The following is a 14744-nucleotide window of genomic DNA, read 5'->3' as shown; positions in this document are numbered from 1 at the left end:
CAGTAGAATATAGGAGAACAGAATGGCGAAAAAACCAAAAAAATTAGATGAGATTTCAAAAAAGTTTGGAGCGGATCGTGAAAAAGCCTTGAACGATGCTCTTAAATTGATTGAGAAAGACTTTGGTAAAGGCTCAATCATGCGTTTAGGCGAGCGCGCGGAGCAAAAAGTGCAAGTCATGAGTTCAGGGTCCTTGGCTCTTGACATTGCTCTTGGTTCAGGTGGTTATCCTAAGGGACGTATCATCGAAATCTATGGACCAGAATCATCTGGTAAGACAACGGTTGCCCTTCACGCTGTTGCGCAAGCACAGAAAGAAGGTGGTATTGCAGCCTTTATCGATGCGGAACATGCTCTTGACCCAGCCTATGCTGCAGCCCTTGGTGTAAACATTGACGAATTGCTCTTGTCACAACCAGACTCAGGAGAGCAAGGTCTTGAAATTGCTGGAAAATTGATTGACTCAGGTGCAGTTGACCTTGTTGTTATTGACTCAGTTGCGGCCCTTGTACCTCGTGCAGAAATTGATGGGGATATTGGAGACAGCCACGTTGGTTTGCAGGCTCGTATGATGAGTCAGGCCATGCGTAAACTTGGTGCTTCTATCAATAAAACCAAAACAATTGCCATCTTTATCAACCAGTTGCGTGAAAAAGTTGGGGTCATGTTTGGAAATCCAGAAACAACACCTGGTGGACGTGCTCTGAAATTCTACGCTTCAGTCCGTTTGGATGTTCGTGGAAGCACACAAATCAAAGGAACTGGTGACCAAAAAGATACCAATGTCGGTAAGGAAACCAAAATCAAGGTCGTGAAAAACAAGGTAGCTCCACCATTTAAGGAAGCCTTTGTTGAAATCATGTACGGAGAAGGGATTTCTAAGACTGGTGAGCTCTTGAAGATCGCAAGTGATCTCGATATCATCCAAAAAGCAGGAGCATGGTACTCTTACAAGGGTGAAAAAATCGGACAAGGATCTGAAAATGCTAAGAAATACTTGGCAGATCACCCAGAGATTTTTGATGAGATTGACCATCAGGTTCGTGTTCAATACGGTTTGATTGAAGATGAAGAGGGAACCGTTCCTACTTCTGTCGCAGAAGATCTAGCACCTAACCAAGAAGTGACGCTTGACCTAGGCGATGGACTTGAAATCGAAATTGAAGAATAAAGATAAAACTAGGGAAAGATTTCAAAATTATAAAAACGCATAATATCAAGTATTCATAACCTTGATATTATGCGTTTTATCGTGAGAAAGTTCATTAGACTTCTCTTCCTTGAAACAACTAATGATCACTAAAGCGTCTGTATTTGATATGAAAGTCAAAATAATGTTCATCTTGTAATTTTTGGAAGATGTCGCGATAGGCTTCCTCGTCGAAATGGTCACCGCGGTAGAGAATTTCAAAACTCAAGCCATCATACTCTAGAAAAGCGTTAGCTGTTTTAAAGCCATTTTGTTGATAGAAGCTCATACGAGCTTTTCTTTGTTCCAAGTTATCGCATTCTTCATCCAATCGCTCCACTTCAAGCAACATGGTCCGCTGGTAAAAATCAGTTAGTTTGTCGATAATTTCCTTCCCGTACCCGTGACTTCTTAAGTGAGGCATGATGGCAAAAAAGCTAATATAGAAGGCATTTTGGTTGGAGATGGCAAAAGCAAAGCCAACAAATTCTTCTTCGTTATAAAAAGCAAAAAAGTGGGCGTCATCTCGGTCCTGATAGCGCAAAAACTCAGAAAGAGGGACTCGTTCTTCCTCGGGGAAAGCTTCGTTATTTAGCTTTTCAACTTTATCAAGATCTGGAAACACATCGGTTATTAATTGACTGGTCAAACTCATAAATGACCTCCTTTTCTTGATTATAGCAAATTGTCTCTCTGTAAGCAATTGATTTCAGGATTCGTTAAAGAATCTTGTCGGTCCTCTGGAAAGCTGATATAATATCTTTATGAATAAAAAACGAACAGTGGACCTGATTCATGGCTCCATTCTTCCCTCACTTTTGAGCTTCGCCCTTCCAATTCTGTTGTCCAATATCTTCCAACAACTATATAATACAGCTGACGTCTTGATTGTAGGGCGGTTCCTTGGACAAGAATCCCTAGCAGCAGTAGGAGCAACGACGGCTATCTTTGATCTGATTATCGGCTTTGCCCTCGGAGTTGGAAATGGGATGGGAGTTGTCATCGCTCGTCTTTACGGTGCTCGTAATTTTGCTAAGATTAAAGAAGCTGTTGCAGCAACTTGGATTCTGGGTGCCATCCTGAGTGCTCTTGTCATGCTGATAGGTTTCTTCGGTCTTTATCCACTCTTGCAATATTTAGAGACACCTGTAGAAATCCTTCCTCAATCCTATGAGTACATCTCCATGATTGTTACCTGTGTAGGGGTTAGTTTTGCTTACAATCTTTTTGCAGGCTTACTGCGCTCGATTGGCGATAGCCTTGCGGCTCTTGCTTTTCTTATCTTTTCAGCTATCGTTAATGTGATCTTGGATTTATATTTTATTACGCAACTGCATCTGGGAGTTCAGTCTGCGGGTCTTGCAACCATTATCTCGCAGGGTTTGTCAGCAATCCTCTGTTATTTTTATATTCGTAAGAGTGTTCCAGAGCTTCTTCCGGGTCTCAAACATTTCAAATGGAATAAGGCTCTCTATGTGGATCTCTTGGAGCAGGGACTAGCCATGGGTCTGATGGGGTCAATCGTCTCTATCGGAAGTGTCATTTTGCAATCCTCTGTCAATAGTTTTGGTGCAGTCATTATCAGTGCTCAAACGGCAGCACGGCGAATCATGGCCTTTGCCTTATTACCAATGACAGCTATTTCAGCATCGATGACGACTTTTATCTCTCAAAACTTTGGAGCGAAACGTCCCGAACGTATTGTTCAAGGTCTTCGTTTAGGGAGCTATTTGAGTATGTCTTGGGCAGCCCTTGCCTGTATTTTCCTTTTTTTTGCCAGTCCTAGCCTAGTTTCTTTCCTAGCAAGTTCGACAGACAGCTACTTGGTAGAAAACGGGACCTTGTACTTACGTATCAGTTCTGTATTTTATCCATTTTTAAGTCTTTTATTGATTTATAGAAATAGCTTGCAGGGACTAGGCCAAAAACTTTTGCCCCTTATATCTAGCTTTATCGAGTTGTTTGGGAAAATTATTTTCGTAGCTTGGATTATTCCTTGGACAGGCTACACAGGTGTTATTCTCTGTGAACCGCTACTCTGGGTTGTGATGACTGTCCAACTTTACTTCTCCCTTTCCCGACACCCTTGGATAAAAGAAGGCAAGAAAATCGTGGCAGTCGGAGGGAAATCCTAGCTTGCTTTGCAAAAGAAAATCCATTTCCTCTAGTGAAAATCAGCTAGACTTGTGTTATAATAAGAAAGATTAAAATGTGAAAAAAGGAGATTCCTAATGGGACGTAAATGGGCCAATATCGTAGCCAAGAAAACGGCTAAAGATGGAGCTAACTCTAAAGTATATGCAAAATTTGGTGTAGAAATCTATGTAGCAGCTAAAAAAGGGGAACCAGATCCAGAATCAAACACTGCTTTGAAATTCGTTATCGATCGTGCTAAACAAGCGCAGGTGCCAAAACACGTTATTGATAAGGCTATCGATAAGGCAAAAGGGAACACAGACGAAACCTTTACAGAAGGACGTTACGAAGGATTTGGACCAAATGGTTCTATGCTGATTGTGGATACCTTGACTTCAAACGTCAACCGTACAGCTGCGAACGTTCGTGCTGCTTTTGGTAAAAATGGCGGTAACATGGGAGCTTCAGGTTCTGTTTCTTACCTCTTTGATAACAAGGGTGTTATCGTATTTGCTGGTGATGATGCGGATGCTATCTTTGAGCTTTTGCTTGAAGCAGACATTGATGTGGATGATGTAGAAGCAGAAGAAGGAACAATCACTGTTTACACAGCTCCAACTGACCTTCACAAGGCTATCGTTGCTTTGCGTGAGTCTGGTATCGAAGAATTTCAAGTTACTGAACTGGAAATGATTCCTCAGTCAGAAGTTGAGTTGTCAGGTGAAGATTTGGAAACCTTTGAAAAACTTTACAGCGTTCTTGAGGATGATGAGGACGTCCAAAAGATCTACACAAATGTCGATGGATTCTAATAAAAAAGCGAACAGCTAGCAAGTCTGTTCGCTTTTTATATTGGAACTTAGACTCTGGTTCCAGAATCTCTTTGCTGCTGGCTTTCTCCTAGGCCTACAGCTATTTTATGAACTAGTAAGAGTTGACCATTATCCTGTTTTACAAAGGTTAGAGTAACGGTCTTGATTCTATCATCAATGCCAATATAGGTAATTTTCTTTGTGTCGTAGCCCTCAATAGTGGAATCAAACTCGGAGTCTGGCAGTCCGTGTTTTTTGATAATATCCTTGTAGTTGGTACCACCTTTTCCTTTGTTATCAAGGTCACCTTCAATTAAAGCGTCGAACTGTTCTTGTGTCCAAGTGAAGGTATCGTCTTCTTCCTCCTCTTCAGGGAGTGAATCAATGGTATCATCTGTCAAGTCGCGTTCCATTGAGGAGCTAGCTTCTCTATAGGAACGGTTAAACTCTCTGATAAAATCTTTGTAGACATTAGCGTACAGTATCTGGGTCGTAAAGAAAAGTACAACAGAGGCAACTGCGAGAGATGTTCCGATAATGGCCATTGTTTTCCGTTTTTTGAGATTGGCAATAAGTCCGATAATACCTAAGATCAACGCGACAATAGCGATGAAAAACGATAGATAGTTAATAAACGGGATCCAGGACCCTAAAAGTGCGATGGCTCCAAAAATGGTTGCTAAAATCCCTAAAACTTTTTGTTCTTCTGGTTTCATTTGAACGTTTTCTCCCTTCATCAAGTGAATGGATTCCTATCCACGGTAGCTAGTGCTTATTATAGAGAAAATATTCTCCAATGTCAATTCAGACTAAAATAGTTCTCTAGGAAACTTTTTTCTTGACATCTCTTCTGAAAGTGATAAAATAGTTCTCATGGAAACTTAATTAGTTCTCCTGAGAACTATATTCAATCGTGAGAAAGGAGCAATCATGGACAAGCCGATGTTGATTTTTAAACGCTTTGGGCACCAGGTTCACCTGATGGTACAGAAAGAAGCTAAGAGATGTGGCATTGAATTTATGGGTGGACCGCAAGGGCAGGTTCTGCGTTTTTTAGATCATTGTGAACAAAAAGAGGAACTGGTCTTGATTAAGGATATCGAGCAGGAACTCAATATTACCAAATCTGTTGCGAGTAATTTAGTCAAGCGTATGGTGCAAAATGGTTTGGTCGAGTTAGAGGCGAGCCCGAGCGATAAGCGGGCAAAATTTGTTCGCTTGACGGATAAATCGCGTTCGCAGATGCAAAAAGTTAAGGCTTTTTTTGATCGGATTGATCAGAGCCTGCTAGAGGGTGTTTCAAAGTCAGACTTGGCAATCTTTGAAAAGGTACTCGGGCAATTGCAAGAAAATGTTGAGAAGATAGGAGGAGAGAATGAAGAAACTCGCTAAACGTATTACAGGAAAAGAGTGGGGAATGATCGTCCTTACGATTCTTTTCACTTGTTTCTCGGTCTATCTCGAGTTAGAGGTACCGACCTACATTTCACAAATTACAGAGTTACTCGGAACGTCTGGAACGCAGTTGGGTGAACTCTGGTTACCAGCTGCGAAGATGATTGGCTTGTCTTTATTGGCTTTCTTTTCATCTGTTATGGTTGGTTTCTTTGCCGCTCGCGTTGCAGCATCCTATACAACCCATCTACGCACTGATGTATTTCATCAGGTTTTGGATTTTTCGCAGACAGAGATCAAACGTTTTTCAATCCCAAGTCTTTTGACTCGGACGACCAATGATATCACTCAGATTCAGATGCTCTTTACTATGGGCTTACAGGTAGTGACTCGTGGGCCTATCATGGCCATCTGGGCCATTGGAAAAATCCTTGGGAAGTCGGAATACTGGCTCTGGGCAGTAGTGGTGGCAGTCATTGTCAATGTCTTGATGACCACTATTCTCATGACTCTGGCCTTTCCAAAACAATCTGTCATCCAAAAATTGACAGATAAACTTAATAGCATCACTCGTGAAAGCTTGACTGGGATTCGAGTTGTTCGTGCATACAATGCGGAAGATTACCAAGACAAGAAATTCGAAGAAGCTAATGATGAGTTGACTCGACTTAATCTCTTTGTCAACCGTTTGATGGCCATTATGAATCCCATTATGATGGGGATTTCGAGTGGATTGAGTTTAGCCATTTACTGGATTGGTGCCTATATCATCAACGACGCAAGTTTGGCAGAACGTTTGCCACTCTTTAGTGATATGGTGGTCTTCATGTCCTATGCTATGCAGGTCGTGATGGGCTTCCTTCTCATGGGAGCACTCTTTATCGTTCTTCCTCGTACCTTGGTTTCGGCAGGACGTATCAATCAAGTATTGGATCTGCATCCTTCTATTGAGAATCCTAGTCATGCACAGACGGCGGATCCTTCAATTCAGGGGCAGGTGGAATTCCGTGATGTGACTTTCCGCTACTCTAAAAATTCTGAAGCAGTCGTGGAACAGGTCACTTTCAAAGCAGAAACGGGTCAAACCGTAGCCTTCATTGGATCGACTGGATCAGGTAAGTCCACGCTTGTCAACCTCTTGCCTCGTTTTTACGACGTTTCAGATGGAGAAATCCTAGTGGACGAAGTTAATGTTCAAGACTATGACTTGGAAGATTTGCGCAACAAGGTTGGTTATATTCCTCAAAAAGCTGTGCTCTTCTCTGGAGATGTCAAGGGAAACTTGGACTTTGGCAAAAGCAAAGAAACTCCTCTAAGCGAAGCTGCTATGTGGCAAGCCCTTGAATTGGCCCAGTCTAAAAGCTTCATAGAGGATAAGGAAGCAGGACTTGCATCAGAAGTAGCCCAAGGTGGAACCAACTTCTCAGGAGGTCAAAGACAGCGTTTGGCCATTGCGCGTGCCTTGGCTCGTAAACCAGAGATTCTCATTTTTGATGACTCCTTCTCAGCCTTGGACTACAAGACGGATCGTGTCCTACGCCAAGAGCTAGCTGAGGAAACAAAATCCATGACCAAGCTCATCGTAGCGCAGCGCATTTCTACCATTATGGATGCTGACTTGATCTTAGTTTTGGATCAAGGTAAAGTCGTGGGACAAGGTACCCACAAGGAACTTCTTGCTACCAACGAAGTTTACCAAGAAATTGCCTACTCACAACTATCGAAGGAGGAATTGGAACATGGAAAATAAGAAAATGTCTTTTTGGAAATATTATAAACCTTTTCTAGCAGGTCTCCAAATTCCCCTACTAGTAGCGGTTGTAGCAGCTGTATGTTCAAGCATCATCACTGTTTATGGACCAACCAAGATTAAGGAAATTACCAACTTGATTTCAGATGGTTTGATGACAGGAATTGATTTAGAGGCTGTTTCAAGTATTGCTAGCTTTTTAGTGATTCTCTATGTACTTGGTGCTATCCTTAACTATACACAGGCCTATATCTTTTCATCGAGCATTCAGCATTTTTCAAAACGCTTGCGGACAGCAATCGCTGAAAAAATCAATCGTTTGCCACTTGGCTATTTTGACCGTCATTCACAAGGAGACACCCTTTCGCGCGTGACCAATGATGTGGATACAGCGGCGCAATCTCTCAACCAAAGTCTCGGAACAGTTATCTCAGCCAGCTTCTTGTTGATTGCTGTTTTGGTGACCATGTTTAGTATGAACTGGATTTTAGCTCTGGTAACGGTTGTTTCTACGTTTGTTGGTTTTGCGGCGGTTTCAGTAATTATGGCCAAGTCACAGGGTTATTTTAAAGCCCAACAAAATAATCTAGCAGCCGTCAATGGTTATGTGGAAGAGATGTACTCTGGCCACAATGTAGTGACCAGCTACAACGCAGTGGACACCTCCAAAGCGAGATTTGCAGGTTTAAACCAAGACTTGCATGATAGTATCTGGAAATCTCAGTTTATCTCTGGTATCATGATGCCAGCCATGTTCTTTGTTGGGAATTTTAGTTATGTTTTGGTCATCATCGTTGGGGCCGCGCTTGCTCTAGAAGGGCATATCACTATAGGGATTATTGTAGCCTTTATGGTTTACGTACGGACCTTCTCCCAACCCCTGTCACAGATTGCCCAAGGGATTACGAGCTTACAACAAGCGAGTGCAGCCATGGGACGTGTCTTTGAATTTCTAGGTGAAGCTGAGATGCAGGATGAATCCCATAAGGAAAGACAATTGACTGGCATGAGAGGAGAAGTGGTCTTTGATCGCGTATCCTTTGGTTATACACCAGAACGCACCATCATCCATGACTTTTCTGCGACAGCTCATGCAGGCCAGAAGGTCGCTATCGTTGGGCCTACTGGAGCTGGTAAGACAACCATTGTCAATCTTTTGATGAAGTTCTATGAGATTGATAAGGGAAGTATCCGTATCGATGGTGTCGATACCAAGGATATGAAGCGCTCAGAAGTACACGATGCCTTTTCAATGGTCTTGCAAGATACTTGGCTCTTTGAAGGAACGATTCGAGAAAATCTCATCTACAATCAAACGGGCATCAGTGATGAACGAATGATGGAAGCAAGCAAGGCTGTGGGAATCCACCACTTTATCATGACTTTGCCAGATGGCTACGATACTGTTTTGGATGACACCGTGACCTTGTCTGTTGGACAAAAACAGCTCTTGACCATTGCTCGTGCCCTTCTCAAGGATGCACCGCTCTTGATTTTGGATGAAGCGACATCCTCAGTCGACACACGTACAGAGGAATTGATCCAAAAAGCCATGGACCGTTTGATGGAAGGTAGAACTTCCTTTGTCATCGCCCACCGCTTGTCAACGATTCGTAATGCAGATTTGATTCTTGTCATGAAAGATGGAAATATCATCGAGCAAGGCAATCACGAGGAGCTGATGGCGCAAGGTGGCTTCTATGCGGATCTCTACAATAGTCAATTTACAGAAGACGAAGCAGAAGAATAAATCAAAAGAAGGCTTGACGGCCTTCTTTTTCTGCACTATACTAGAAGATAAACGTCTCACCAGTAGACGAAAACAAGGTAATGAATGAGAATTATAAATGAAAAATTATCAAGAATGGTATCGAAATATCAGCTCCAGACTAACTAGTCATCCCCCTCTTTTATTTCTGTTACGCAGTTTCAATCGTTTGATGACAGTCGCCATGCCCCTAGTCTATCTGATCTTGCTAGTCACCACTTGCCTGAAACTAGAACTTGGTCAGCAAGTTGGGGTTTATGTGCTTATTCCTGCATCAGGATTTGTGGTCTTGTCCCTGTTTCGTAAGAAAATCAATCACCCGCGACCTTATGAAACTTGGGATATCAGTCCCCTGCTTGAAAAAGATAGTTCGGGAAAGTCTATGCCTAGTCGCCATGTCTTTTCGGCAACCATCATCTCCATGGCCTGTCTGCATGCTAGTCTACCTGTTGGCTTAGCATGCTTGCTCTTCTCAGCTTTGCTGGGATTGGTGAGGGTTTTAGGGGGTGTTCATTATACCAAGGATGTCTTGGTTGGCTATGCTTGTGGTCTGGTGTGGGGATTCCTTTTCTTCCTATTCTGACATGTAAGTTAAGCTAGTCCTACAACCACTTACTGCTTCAAATTGACCACTTGCTTTTTTGCCCTTGTATTCCTAACTTAGCTTTGATATAGTAGAGTCAGAAAGGAGATGTGATGAAGTTACGAATTGAGATTGACGGCAATTTAGAGGAGACTGAAATTGTCATCAAGACCCCTGCTTTGACAGATGAAATTGCAGATTTGCAACGGCTCTTGCAAGAGTCAAAGGCTCCGAGGTTGACTTTTTACAAGGGGACAGGTGAATATTATCTAGACCTTTCAGAAATTCTCTTCTTTGAAACAGAAGGGAGCAAGATCTACGCTCATAACCAGAAGGAAGCCTATGAAGTTCGTCTCAAACTTTATGAGTTGGAGTCCATCTTGCCTCGTTATTTTAGTCGAGTGTCCAAGTCAACTATCGCAAACATCCGTCAGATTTACTCAGTGGACAAGTCCTTTTCAGGAACGGGCACCATTTCCTTTTATCAGACGCACAAGGAGGTTCATGTCTCACGACATTACCAATCCCTCCTAAAAGAAAATCTAAGAAACATGAGGTAAAAAACATGAAAAAGAAAGCATTTGGTATTGTTTTATTGGTTTTAGCAGCTTGGATCTTGCTGCAAGGGAATTTTGGCATTCCTTCTTTGGATGGTAAGATATGGCCTTTGATTGGTATCGCCTTTTTTGCTTACCAATCAGTTGAAGCTTTGCTTCGTCGTCATCTAACATCAGCAGTTTTTACCGCTCTAGTAGCCTTAATGATTGCGAATCATTTTTATAACATTTTTCCTATTCCAAACCAGTCTTTGTTTTGGGCTAGTATCTTAGCAGTGCTAGGAGTTGGCTATCTCACTCACTCAAGTAAGTTTTGGTATGGCAAAAAATGGTGGTACAACGGTGAACGAACAGTCGTTACGGATAAGGAAGTCGCTTTTGGTAGTGGGACCTTCTATAAGCAAGATCAAGATCTCGTAGATGACCAAGTTGAAGTTGCTTTTGGAGATGCAAAAATCTACTATGATAATGCAGAGATGTTAGGTGATTTTGCAACTTTAAATATTGAAGTGGCCTTCGGGAATGCAACTGTCTATGTTCCACAACACTGGCGTGTCGATTTGAAAGTAGAAACCTCCTTTGGTGCAGCTAAGGCAGATGCTCCTGTAGCGCCAACAAACAAAACCTTGATTATCCGTGGGGAAGTCGCTTTTGGTAAACTTGGAGTTGTTTACGTTAAATAAAAAAATAGTTTAGGCCCTTGATAAATTCGAGAAAGTGTGATAACATAGTACGGTATGTGGTGCTAGCACATCCGCTATATTAGATCTAATAGGAGGAAAACACAATGGCTAAAGTATGTTACTTTACAGGTCGTAAGACTGTATCAGGAAACAACCGTTCACACGCGATGAACCAAACAAAACGTGCCGTAAAACCAAACCTTCAAAAAGTTACTGTTCTTATCGATGGTAAACCTAAAAAAGTTTGGGCTTCAGCTCGTGCTTTGAAATCAGGTAAAGTTGAACGCGTTTAATAAAGATGAAAAGACCTCTTAGGTCTTTTTCTTTTGCTCCATGGATAAAATCATTTGAAAAATAGAGTAAATATCCGCCGATACAGCATTCTGCTTTTACACTTGGGCTGAAATATGATAAAATAGAGTATCAACTAGTTGAGGTAAAAAAAATGACTGTAAAAATTAATACAAAAGATGGTCAAATCGAACTGACAGATGAAGTGATTGCAACCGTAGTAGGTGGTGCCGCAACTGAGATTTTTGGAGTGGTCGGTATGGCTAGTAAAAATGCCCTCAAAGACAATTTCCAAGCCCTCCTTGGTAAAGAAAATTATTCTAAGGGTGTTGTCGTGAAGGCAGCCGAAGATGGTAGTATCGCAGTTGATGTTTATACCGTGTTGAGCTACGGAATAAAGATAAGCGAAGTGTCAAAAAACATTCAAGAGCGTGTTCGTTTTAGTCTAGAAAATCAACTAGGAATTACTGCTCAGACTGTGAATGTCTACATTCAAAATATCAAAGTTGTAGGAGAATAATCGTGTCAAAAATTACTACCAGTTTATTCCAAGAGATGGTGCAGGCTGCATCAACTCGTTTGAATAAGCAAGCAGAATATGTCAATTCATTGAACGTCTTTCCAGTTCCAGATGGAGATACTGGGACAAACATGGGAATGACCATTGAAAATGGTGCGAAAGAAGTAGCAGACAAGCCTGCTTCTACAGTTGGAGAAGTAGCGAGCATTCTTGCCAAAGGGCTCTTGATGGGTGCGCGTGGGAACTCAGGGGTTATCACTTCTCAGCTCTTCCGTGGCTTCTCTCAGGCTATCAAGGGAAAAGATGAATTAACAGGTCAAGACTTGGCTCTTGCCTTCCAATCCGGTGTCGAAGTAGCTTATAAAGCAGTTATGAAACCAGTCGAAGGAACTATTTTAACAGTTTCTCGTGGAGCTGCCATTGGGGCTAAGAAAAAAGCCGAGGAGACAGATGATGCTGTTGAGGTCATGCGTGCAGCCTTGGAAGGCGCGAAAGCAGCTTTGGCTAAGACACCAGAAATGCTTCCAGTCCTTAAGGAAGTTGGTGTGGTAGACTCAGGTGGTCAAGGTTTGGTCTTCATTTACGAAGGCTTCCTTTCAGCTCTTACTGGTGAATACAGTGCTTCTGAAGACTTTGTAGCGACTCCTGCCAACATGAGTGAAATGATCAATGCAGAGCACCACAAGTCTGTAGCAGGGCATGTGGCAACTGAGGATATTACCTTCGGTTACTGTACAGAGATCATGGTAGCTCTCAAACAAGGTCCAACTTATTCTAAGGACTTTGACTACGATGAATTCCGTAACTACTTGAATGACTTAGGTGACTCTCTACTTGTTGTCAATGATGATGAAATCGTCAAAGTTCACGTCCATACAGAAGATCCAGGTCTTGTCATGCAAGAAGGTCTTAAATATGGTAGCTTGATCAAGGTAAAAGTGGACAATATGCGTAATCAACACGAGGCGCAAGTTGAAAAAGAAGCAACTCAAGGAAACAAGCCTGCTGAAACAAAAGAGTATGCCCTTATCGCAGTAGTAGCTGGTCAAGGTTTAGCAGATATCTTCCGTGCCCAAGGTGTGGATTATGTCATCGAAGGTGGGCAGACGATGAACCCTTCAACAGAAGACTTTATCAAGGCTGTTGAACAGGTCAATGCTCGCAACATCATCTTCTTGCCAAACAACAAAAATATCTTTATGGCAGCTCAGTCTGCGGCTGAAGTGCTTGAACAACCTGCTGTTGTTGTAGAAGCACGTACAATTCCTCAAGGGTTGACCAGTCTTCTTGCCTTTGATCCAAGCAAATCAATCGAAGAAAACAAAGAACGTATGACTGCAGCCCTTGGTGATGTCGTAAGTGGTAGTGTAACAACAGCCGTTCGTGATACAACTATCGATGGATTAGCAATTCATGAAAATGACAATCTTGGTATGGTCGATGGGAAAATCCTCGTGTCAAACCCTGACATGCATCAAACCTTGACAGAAACATTGAAACATATGTTGAACGAAGATAGTGAAATCGTAACCTTCTATATTGGTGAAGATGGAAGTGAAGAATTGGCTAACCAAATCGCCCAAGAAATCACAGAAGAATTCGAAGATGTAGAAGTAGAAATCCACCAAGGACAACAACCTGTATATCCATATCTTTTCAGTGTAGAATAAAAATTTAATCGATTAAAAAGAAAGTTGATTTTGCAACTTTCTTTTTTTATGACATTTGTCATATTTCCTAGTGACAGAAGCATCTAGCTCCGCTAACTTCAAAAGGCTATAATTGAAGTATGAAATGGAGGAAGAAGAAATGAAAAATAAAATGATTGTAGCAGTGAGTTTAGTAGCAGCAGGAGTTATGACCTATCTCATGTTTTCAGGATTGGACAAGGGTTTCTATCATTTTCCTTGGGAGCTCTTTGCTGGCTTTGGAATGATGTCTTGGCTTGTCAGAGAAGGTTTGAAATTGGTCAGAGATGTGAAAAAGGAGTTTGAGGAATGAAAAAAGCGATCGTCTATCTCTTTATCGGCCTGTCACTCTTGGTATGGTTAGTGGAAATGTTTACTGGTTGGTTTGACCAAACCTTGCTTCGGCAATTCATTCGTGGTGCTTGGGGTTTTGGGTTTATGATTTTCGTTGTTTTCCCTATAGGAATGAAGTGGTTGAAAGGAGAATCTCATGACTGTGATTAAAGTTGAGAAATTGAGTAAGAAAATAAAAGACAAGGAGATCTTGCGGAACATCTCCTTTGAAATCAACGATGGTGAATGTGTCGCCTTGATAGGACCTAATGGAGCAGGAAAGACAACTTTGATTGATTGCCTCTTGGGTGACAAGTTCGTGAGCTTAGGTCAGGTAACCATTCAAGGATTTGCGCCAATCGATCCTCGATTAAAGCAGCTTGTTTCTGTCTTGCCTCAAGAAAATGCAGTTGTCCAAAGCTTGAAAGTGAAAGAACTTCTATCATTTTTCAAGTCACTTTATCCTAACAGTCTTTCAGACAAAGAAATTGATGATTTGCTAAGGTTTTCGGACAAGCAGAAAAATCAGCTAGCGGGCAAGCTATCTGGTGGGCAAAAACGTTTGTTCTCTTTCGTATTGGCTCTAATTGGTCGTCCCAAAATTCTATTCTTAGATGAACCAACTGCTGCCATGGATACCTCAACACGTCAGCATTTTTGGGAGATTATTGATCAGTTAAAGAAAAATGGTGTGACCATTGTCTATTCTTCTCACTATATCGAAGAGGTAGAACATACGGCTGACCGCATCTTGGTCCTCCACAAGGGTGAATTGATTCGTGACACGACGCCTTATGCCATGCGTGGTGAAGAACAAGAAAAACACTTTACGGTGCCTCTAACCTATCAGGATTTTATCAGCACTTTGGATCAGGTTCAAGAGATTGAAATCAAGCAAAATGCTCTTTCCTTCACCACCAAAGAAGCCAGCCAGGTATGGAAAGCCTTGCAAGAACAGGGCTGCACGATCGAAGAAATTGAAGTTCGCAATCGAACTCTCTTAGACAGCATCTTCGAAACGACTCAAGACTAAAGGAGA

17 protein-coding genes are annotated in these 14744 nt (G+C 41.9%); 15 read left to right on the top strand and 2 right to left on the bottom strand.

What is annotated here, in order from left to right:
* The first annotated feature begins 22 nt into the window (after window positions 1-22).
* A complete protein-coding gene (recA, locus tag HMPREF9189_RS09470; RefSeq protein WP_001085448.1) occupies window positions 23-1171 on the top strand; it encodes a recombinase RecA in 1149 nt (382 codons plus the stop codon).
* Between the two features lie 118 nt (window positions 1172-1289).
* Here the strand turns inward: recA and HMPREF9189_RS09465 are convergent, their stop codons facing one another.
* Window positions 1290-1844 (bottom strand): GNAT family N-acetyltransferase, encoded by a 555-nt coding sequence (locus HMPREF9189_RS09465; RefSeq protein WP_000060288.1) that lies wholly within the window; start codon window positions 1842-1844, stop codon window positions 1290-1292.
* A 109-nt stretch (window positions 1845-1953) separates the two neighbouring features.
* Here HMPREF9189_RS09465 and HMPREF9189_RS09460 point away from each other — a divergent pair, with 109 nt between their 5' ends.
* Both HMPREF9189_RS09460 and HMPREF9189_RS09455 read left to right on the top strand, forming a co-directional pair.
* Complete coding sequence (locus HMPREF9189_RS09460; RefSeq protein WP_001036289.1) at window positions 1954-3324, top strand: MATE family efflux transporter; 1371 nt, start codon at window positions 1954-1956, stop codon at window positions 3322-3324.
* Window positions 3325-3420: 96 nt separating this feature from the next.
* Window positions 3421-4137: a YebC/PmpR family DNA-binding transcriptional regulator gene (locus tag HMPREF9189_RS09455; protein WP_000532898.1), complete on the top strand. Its 717-nt coding sequence runs from the start codon at window positions 3421-3423 to the stop codon at window positions 4135-4137.
* Between the two features lie 47 nt (window positions 4138-4184).
* Here HMPREF9189_RS09455 and HMPREF9189_RS09450 read toward each other — a convergent pair whose 3' ends face one another.
* On the bottom strand, window positions 4185-4874 hold the full coding sequence (locus HMPREF9189_RS09450; protein ID WP_000675589.1) for a DUF308 domain-containing protein: 690 nt from the start codon (window positions 4872-4874) through the stop codon (window positions 4185-4187).
* Between the two features lie 193 nt (window positions 4875-5067).
* Between HMPREF9189_RS09450 and HMPREF9189_RS09445 the strand changes: the two genes are divergently transcribed.
* The 12 genes from HMPREF9189_RS09445 to HMPREF9189_RS09390 all read left to right on the top strand — a co-directional run bounded on the left by HMPREF9189_RS09445 (window position 5068) and on the right by HMPREF9189_RS09390 (window position 14738).
* A complete protein-coding gene (locus HMPREF9189_RS09445) occupies window positions 5068-5529 on the top strand; it encodes a MarR family winged helix-turn-helix transcriptional regulator (protein ID WP_000360513.1) in 462 nt (153 codons plus the stop codon).
* Window positions 5513-7282, top strand: coding sequence for an ABC transporter ATP-binding protein (locus HMPREF9189_RS09440; RefSeq protein WP_000731801.1), 1770 nt, complete (start codon window positions 5513-5515; stop codon window positions 7280-7282). The genes HMPREF9189_RS09445 and HMPREF9189_RS09440 overlap by 17 nt, the downstream gene beginning before the upstream one ends.
* A complete protein-coding gene (locus tag HMPREF9189_RS09435; protein WP_000428266.1) occupies window positions 7272-9032 on the top strand; it encodes an ABC transporter ATP-binding protein in 1761 nt (586 codons plus the stop codon). The genes HMPREF9189_RS09440 and HMPREF9189_RS09435 overlap by 11 nt, the downstream gene beginning before the upstream one ends.
* Before the next feature lie 97 nt (window positions 9033-9129).
* Window positions 9130-9633 (top strand): phosphatase PAP2 family protein, encoded by a 504-nt coding sequence (locus tag HMPREF9189_RS09430; protein ID WP_000800934.1) that lies wholly within the window; start codon window positions 9130-9132, stop codon window positions 9631-9633.
* A gap of 113 nt (window positions 9634-9746) precedes the next feature.
* Window positions 9747-10193, top strand: a complete 447-nt coding sequence (locus HMPREF9189_RS09425; protein WP_000776582.1) for a LytTR family DNA-binding domain-containing protein — start codon at window positions 9747-9749, stop codon at window positions 10191-10193.
* Between the two features lie 5 nt (window positions 10194-10198).
* Window positions 10199-10873, top strand: a complete 675-nt coding sequence (locus HMPREF9189_RS09420; RefSeq protein ID WP_000725731.1) for a hypothetical protein — start codon at window positions 10199-10201, stop codon at window positions 10871-10873.
* Window positions 10874-10977: 104 nt separating this feature from the next.
* Window positions 10978-11166, top strand: coding sequence for a 50S ribosomal protein L28 (gene rpmB, locus HMPREF9189_RS09415; protein ID WP_001140948.1), 189 nt, complete (start codon window positions 10978-10980; stop codon window positions 11164-11166).
* A 152-nt stretch (window positions 11167-11318) separates the two neighbouring features.
* The gene (locus HMPREF9189_RS09410) at window positions 11319-11684 is read left to right on the top strand and encodes an Asp23/Gls24 family envelope stress response protein (protein ID WP_000216435.1); all 366 of its coding nucleotides are present in this window, start codon (window positions 11319-11321) and stop codon (window positions 11682-11684) included.
* A 2-nt stretch (window positions 11685-11686) separates the two neighbouring features.
* On the top strand, window positions 11687-13354 hold the full coding sequence (locus HMPREF9189_RS09405; protein WP_000036691.1) for a DAK2 domain-containing protein: 1668 nt from the start codon (window positions 11687-11689) through the stop codon (window positions 13352-13354).
* Window positions 13355-13478: 124 nt separating this feature from the next.
* Window positions 13479-13685 carry a hypothetical protein gene (locus HMPREF9189_RS09400; RefSeq protein WP_000390702.1) on the top strand — a complete coding sequence of 69 codons (207 nt, stop codon included), beginning with the start codon at window positions 13479-13481 and terminating at the stop codon, window positions 13683-13685.
* Window positions 13682-13876: a hypothetical protein gene (locus tag HMPREF9189_RS09395; RefSeq protein WP_000709344.1), complete on the top strand. Its 195-nt coding sequence runs from the start codon at window positions 13682-13684 to the stop codon at window positions 13874-13876. The genes HMPREF9189_RS09400 and HMPREF9189_RS09395 overlap by 4 nt, the downstream gene beginning before the upstream one ends.
* The gene (locus HMPREF9189_RS09390) at window positions 13863-14738 is read left to right on the top strand and encodes an ABC transporter ATP-binding protein (protein ID WP_000216044.1); all 876 of its coding nucleotides are present in this window, start codon (window positions 13863-13865) and stop codon (window positions 14736-14738) included. Before HMPREF9189_RS09395 ends, HMPREF9189_RS09390 begins: the two co-directional genes overlap by 14 nt.
* The last annotated feature ends 6 nt before the right edge of the window (window positions 14739-14744 follow it).

Source organism: Streptococcus sp. oral taxon 071 str. 73H25AP, from assembly GCF_000146755.1.
GTDB classification, from domain to species: Bacteria; Bacillota; Bacilli; order Lactobacillales; family Streptococcaceae; genus Streptococcus; species Streptococcus oralis_T.
This window is presented reverse-complemented; position numbering and strand designations above follow the sequence as displayed.

Bases quoted from the DNA above. Each gene is read 5' to 3' on its own strand.
- recA (WP_001085448.1), top strand. From the start codon at position 23: ATGGCGAAAAAACCAAAAAAATTAGATGAGATTTCAAAAAAGTTTGGA.
- HMPREF9189_RS09425 (WP_000776582.1), top strand. From the start codon at position 9,747: ATGAAGTTACGAATTGAGATTGACGGCAATTTAGAGGAGACTGAAATT.
- rpmB (WP_001140948.1), top strand. From the start codon at position 10,978: ATGGCTAAAGTATGTTACTTTACAGGTCGTAAGACTGTATCAGGAAAC.
- HMPREF9189_RS09465 (WP_000060288.1), bottom strand. From the start codon at position 1,844: ATGAGTTTGACCAGTCAATTAATAACCGATGTGTTTCCAGATCTTGAT.
- HMPREF9189_RS09445 (WP_000360513.1), top strand. From the start codon at position 5,068: ATGGACAAGCCGATGTTGATTTTTAAACGCTTTGGGCACCAGGTTCAC.
- HMPREF9189_RS09400 (WP_000390702.1), top strand. From the start codon at position 13,479: ATGGAGGAAGAAGAAATGAAAAATAAAATGATTGTAGCAGTGAGTTTA.
- HMPREF9189_RS09395 (WP_000709344.1), top strand. From the start codon at position 13,682: ATGAAAAAAGCGATCGTCTATCTCTTTATCGGCCTGTCACTCTTGGTA.
- HMPREF9189_RS09455 (WP_000532898.1), top strand. From the start codon at position 3,421: ATGGGACGTAAATGGGCCAATATCGTAGCCAAGAAAACGGCTAAAGAT.
- HMPREF9189_RS09410 (WP_000216435.1), top strand. From the start codon at position 11,319: ATGACTGTAAAAATTAATACAAAAGATGGTCAAATCGAACTGACAGAT.
- HMPREF9189_RS09420 (WP_000725731.1), top strand. From the start codon at position 10,199: ATGAAAAAGAAAGCATTTGGTATTGTTTTATTGGTTTTAGCAGCTTGG.
- HMPREF9189_RS09430 (WP_000800934.1), top strand. From the start codon at position 9,130: ATGAAAAATTATCAAGAATGGTATCGAAATATCAGCTCCAGACTAACT.
- HMPREF9189_RS09460 (WP_001036289.1), top strand. From the start codon at position 1,954: ATGAATAAAAAACGAACAGTGGACCTGATTCATGGCTCCATTCTTCCC.
- HMPREF9189_RS09390 (WP_000216044.1), top strand. From the start codon at position 13,863: ATGACTGTGATTAAAGTTGAGAAATTGAGTAAGAAAATAAAAGACAAG.
- HMPREF9189_RS09440 (WP_000731801.1), top strand. From the start codon at position 5,513: ATGAAGAAACTCGCTAAACGTATTACAGGAAAAGAGTGGGGAATGATC.
- HMPREF9189_RS09450 (WP_000675589.1), bottom strand. From the start codon at position 4,874: ATGAAGGGAGAAAACGTTCAAATGAAACCAGAAGAACAAAAAGTTTTA.
- HMPREF9189_RS09435 (WP_000428266.1), top strand. From the start codon at position 7,272: ATGGAAAATAAGAAAATGTCTTTTTGGAAATATTATAAACCTTTTCTA.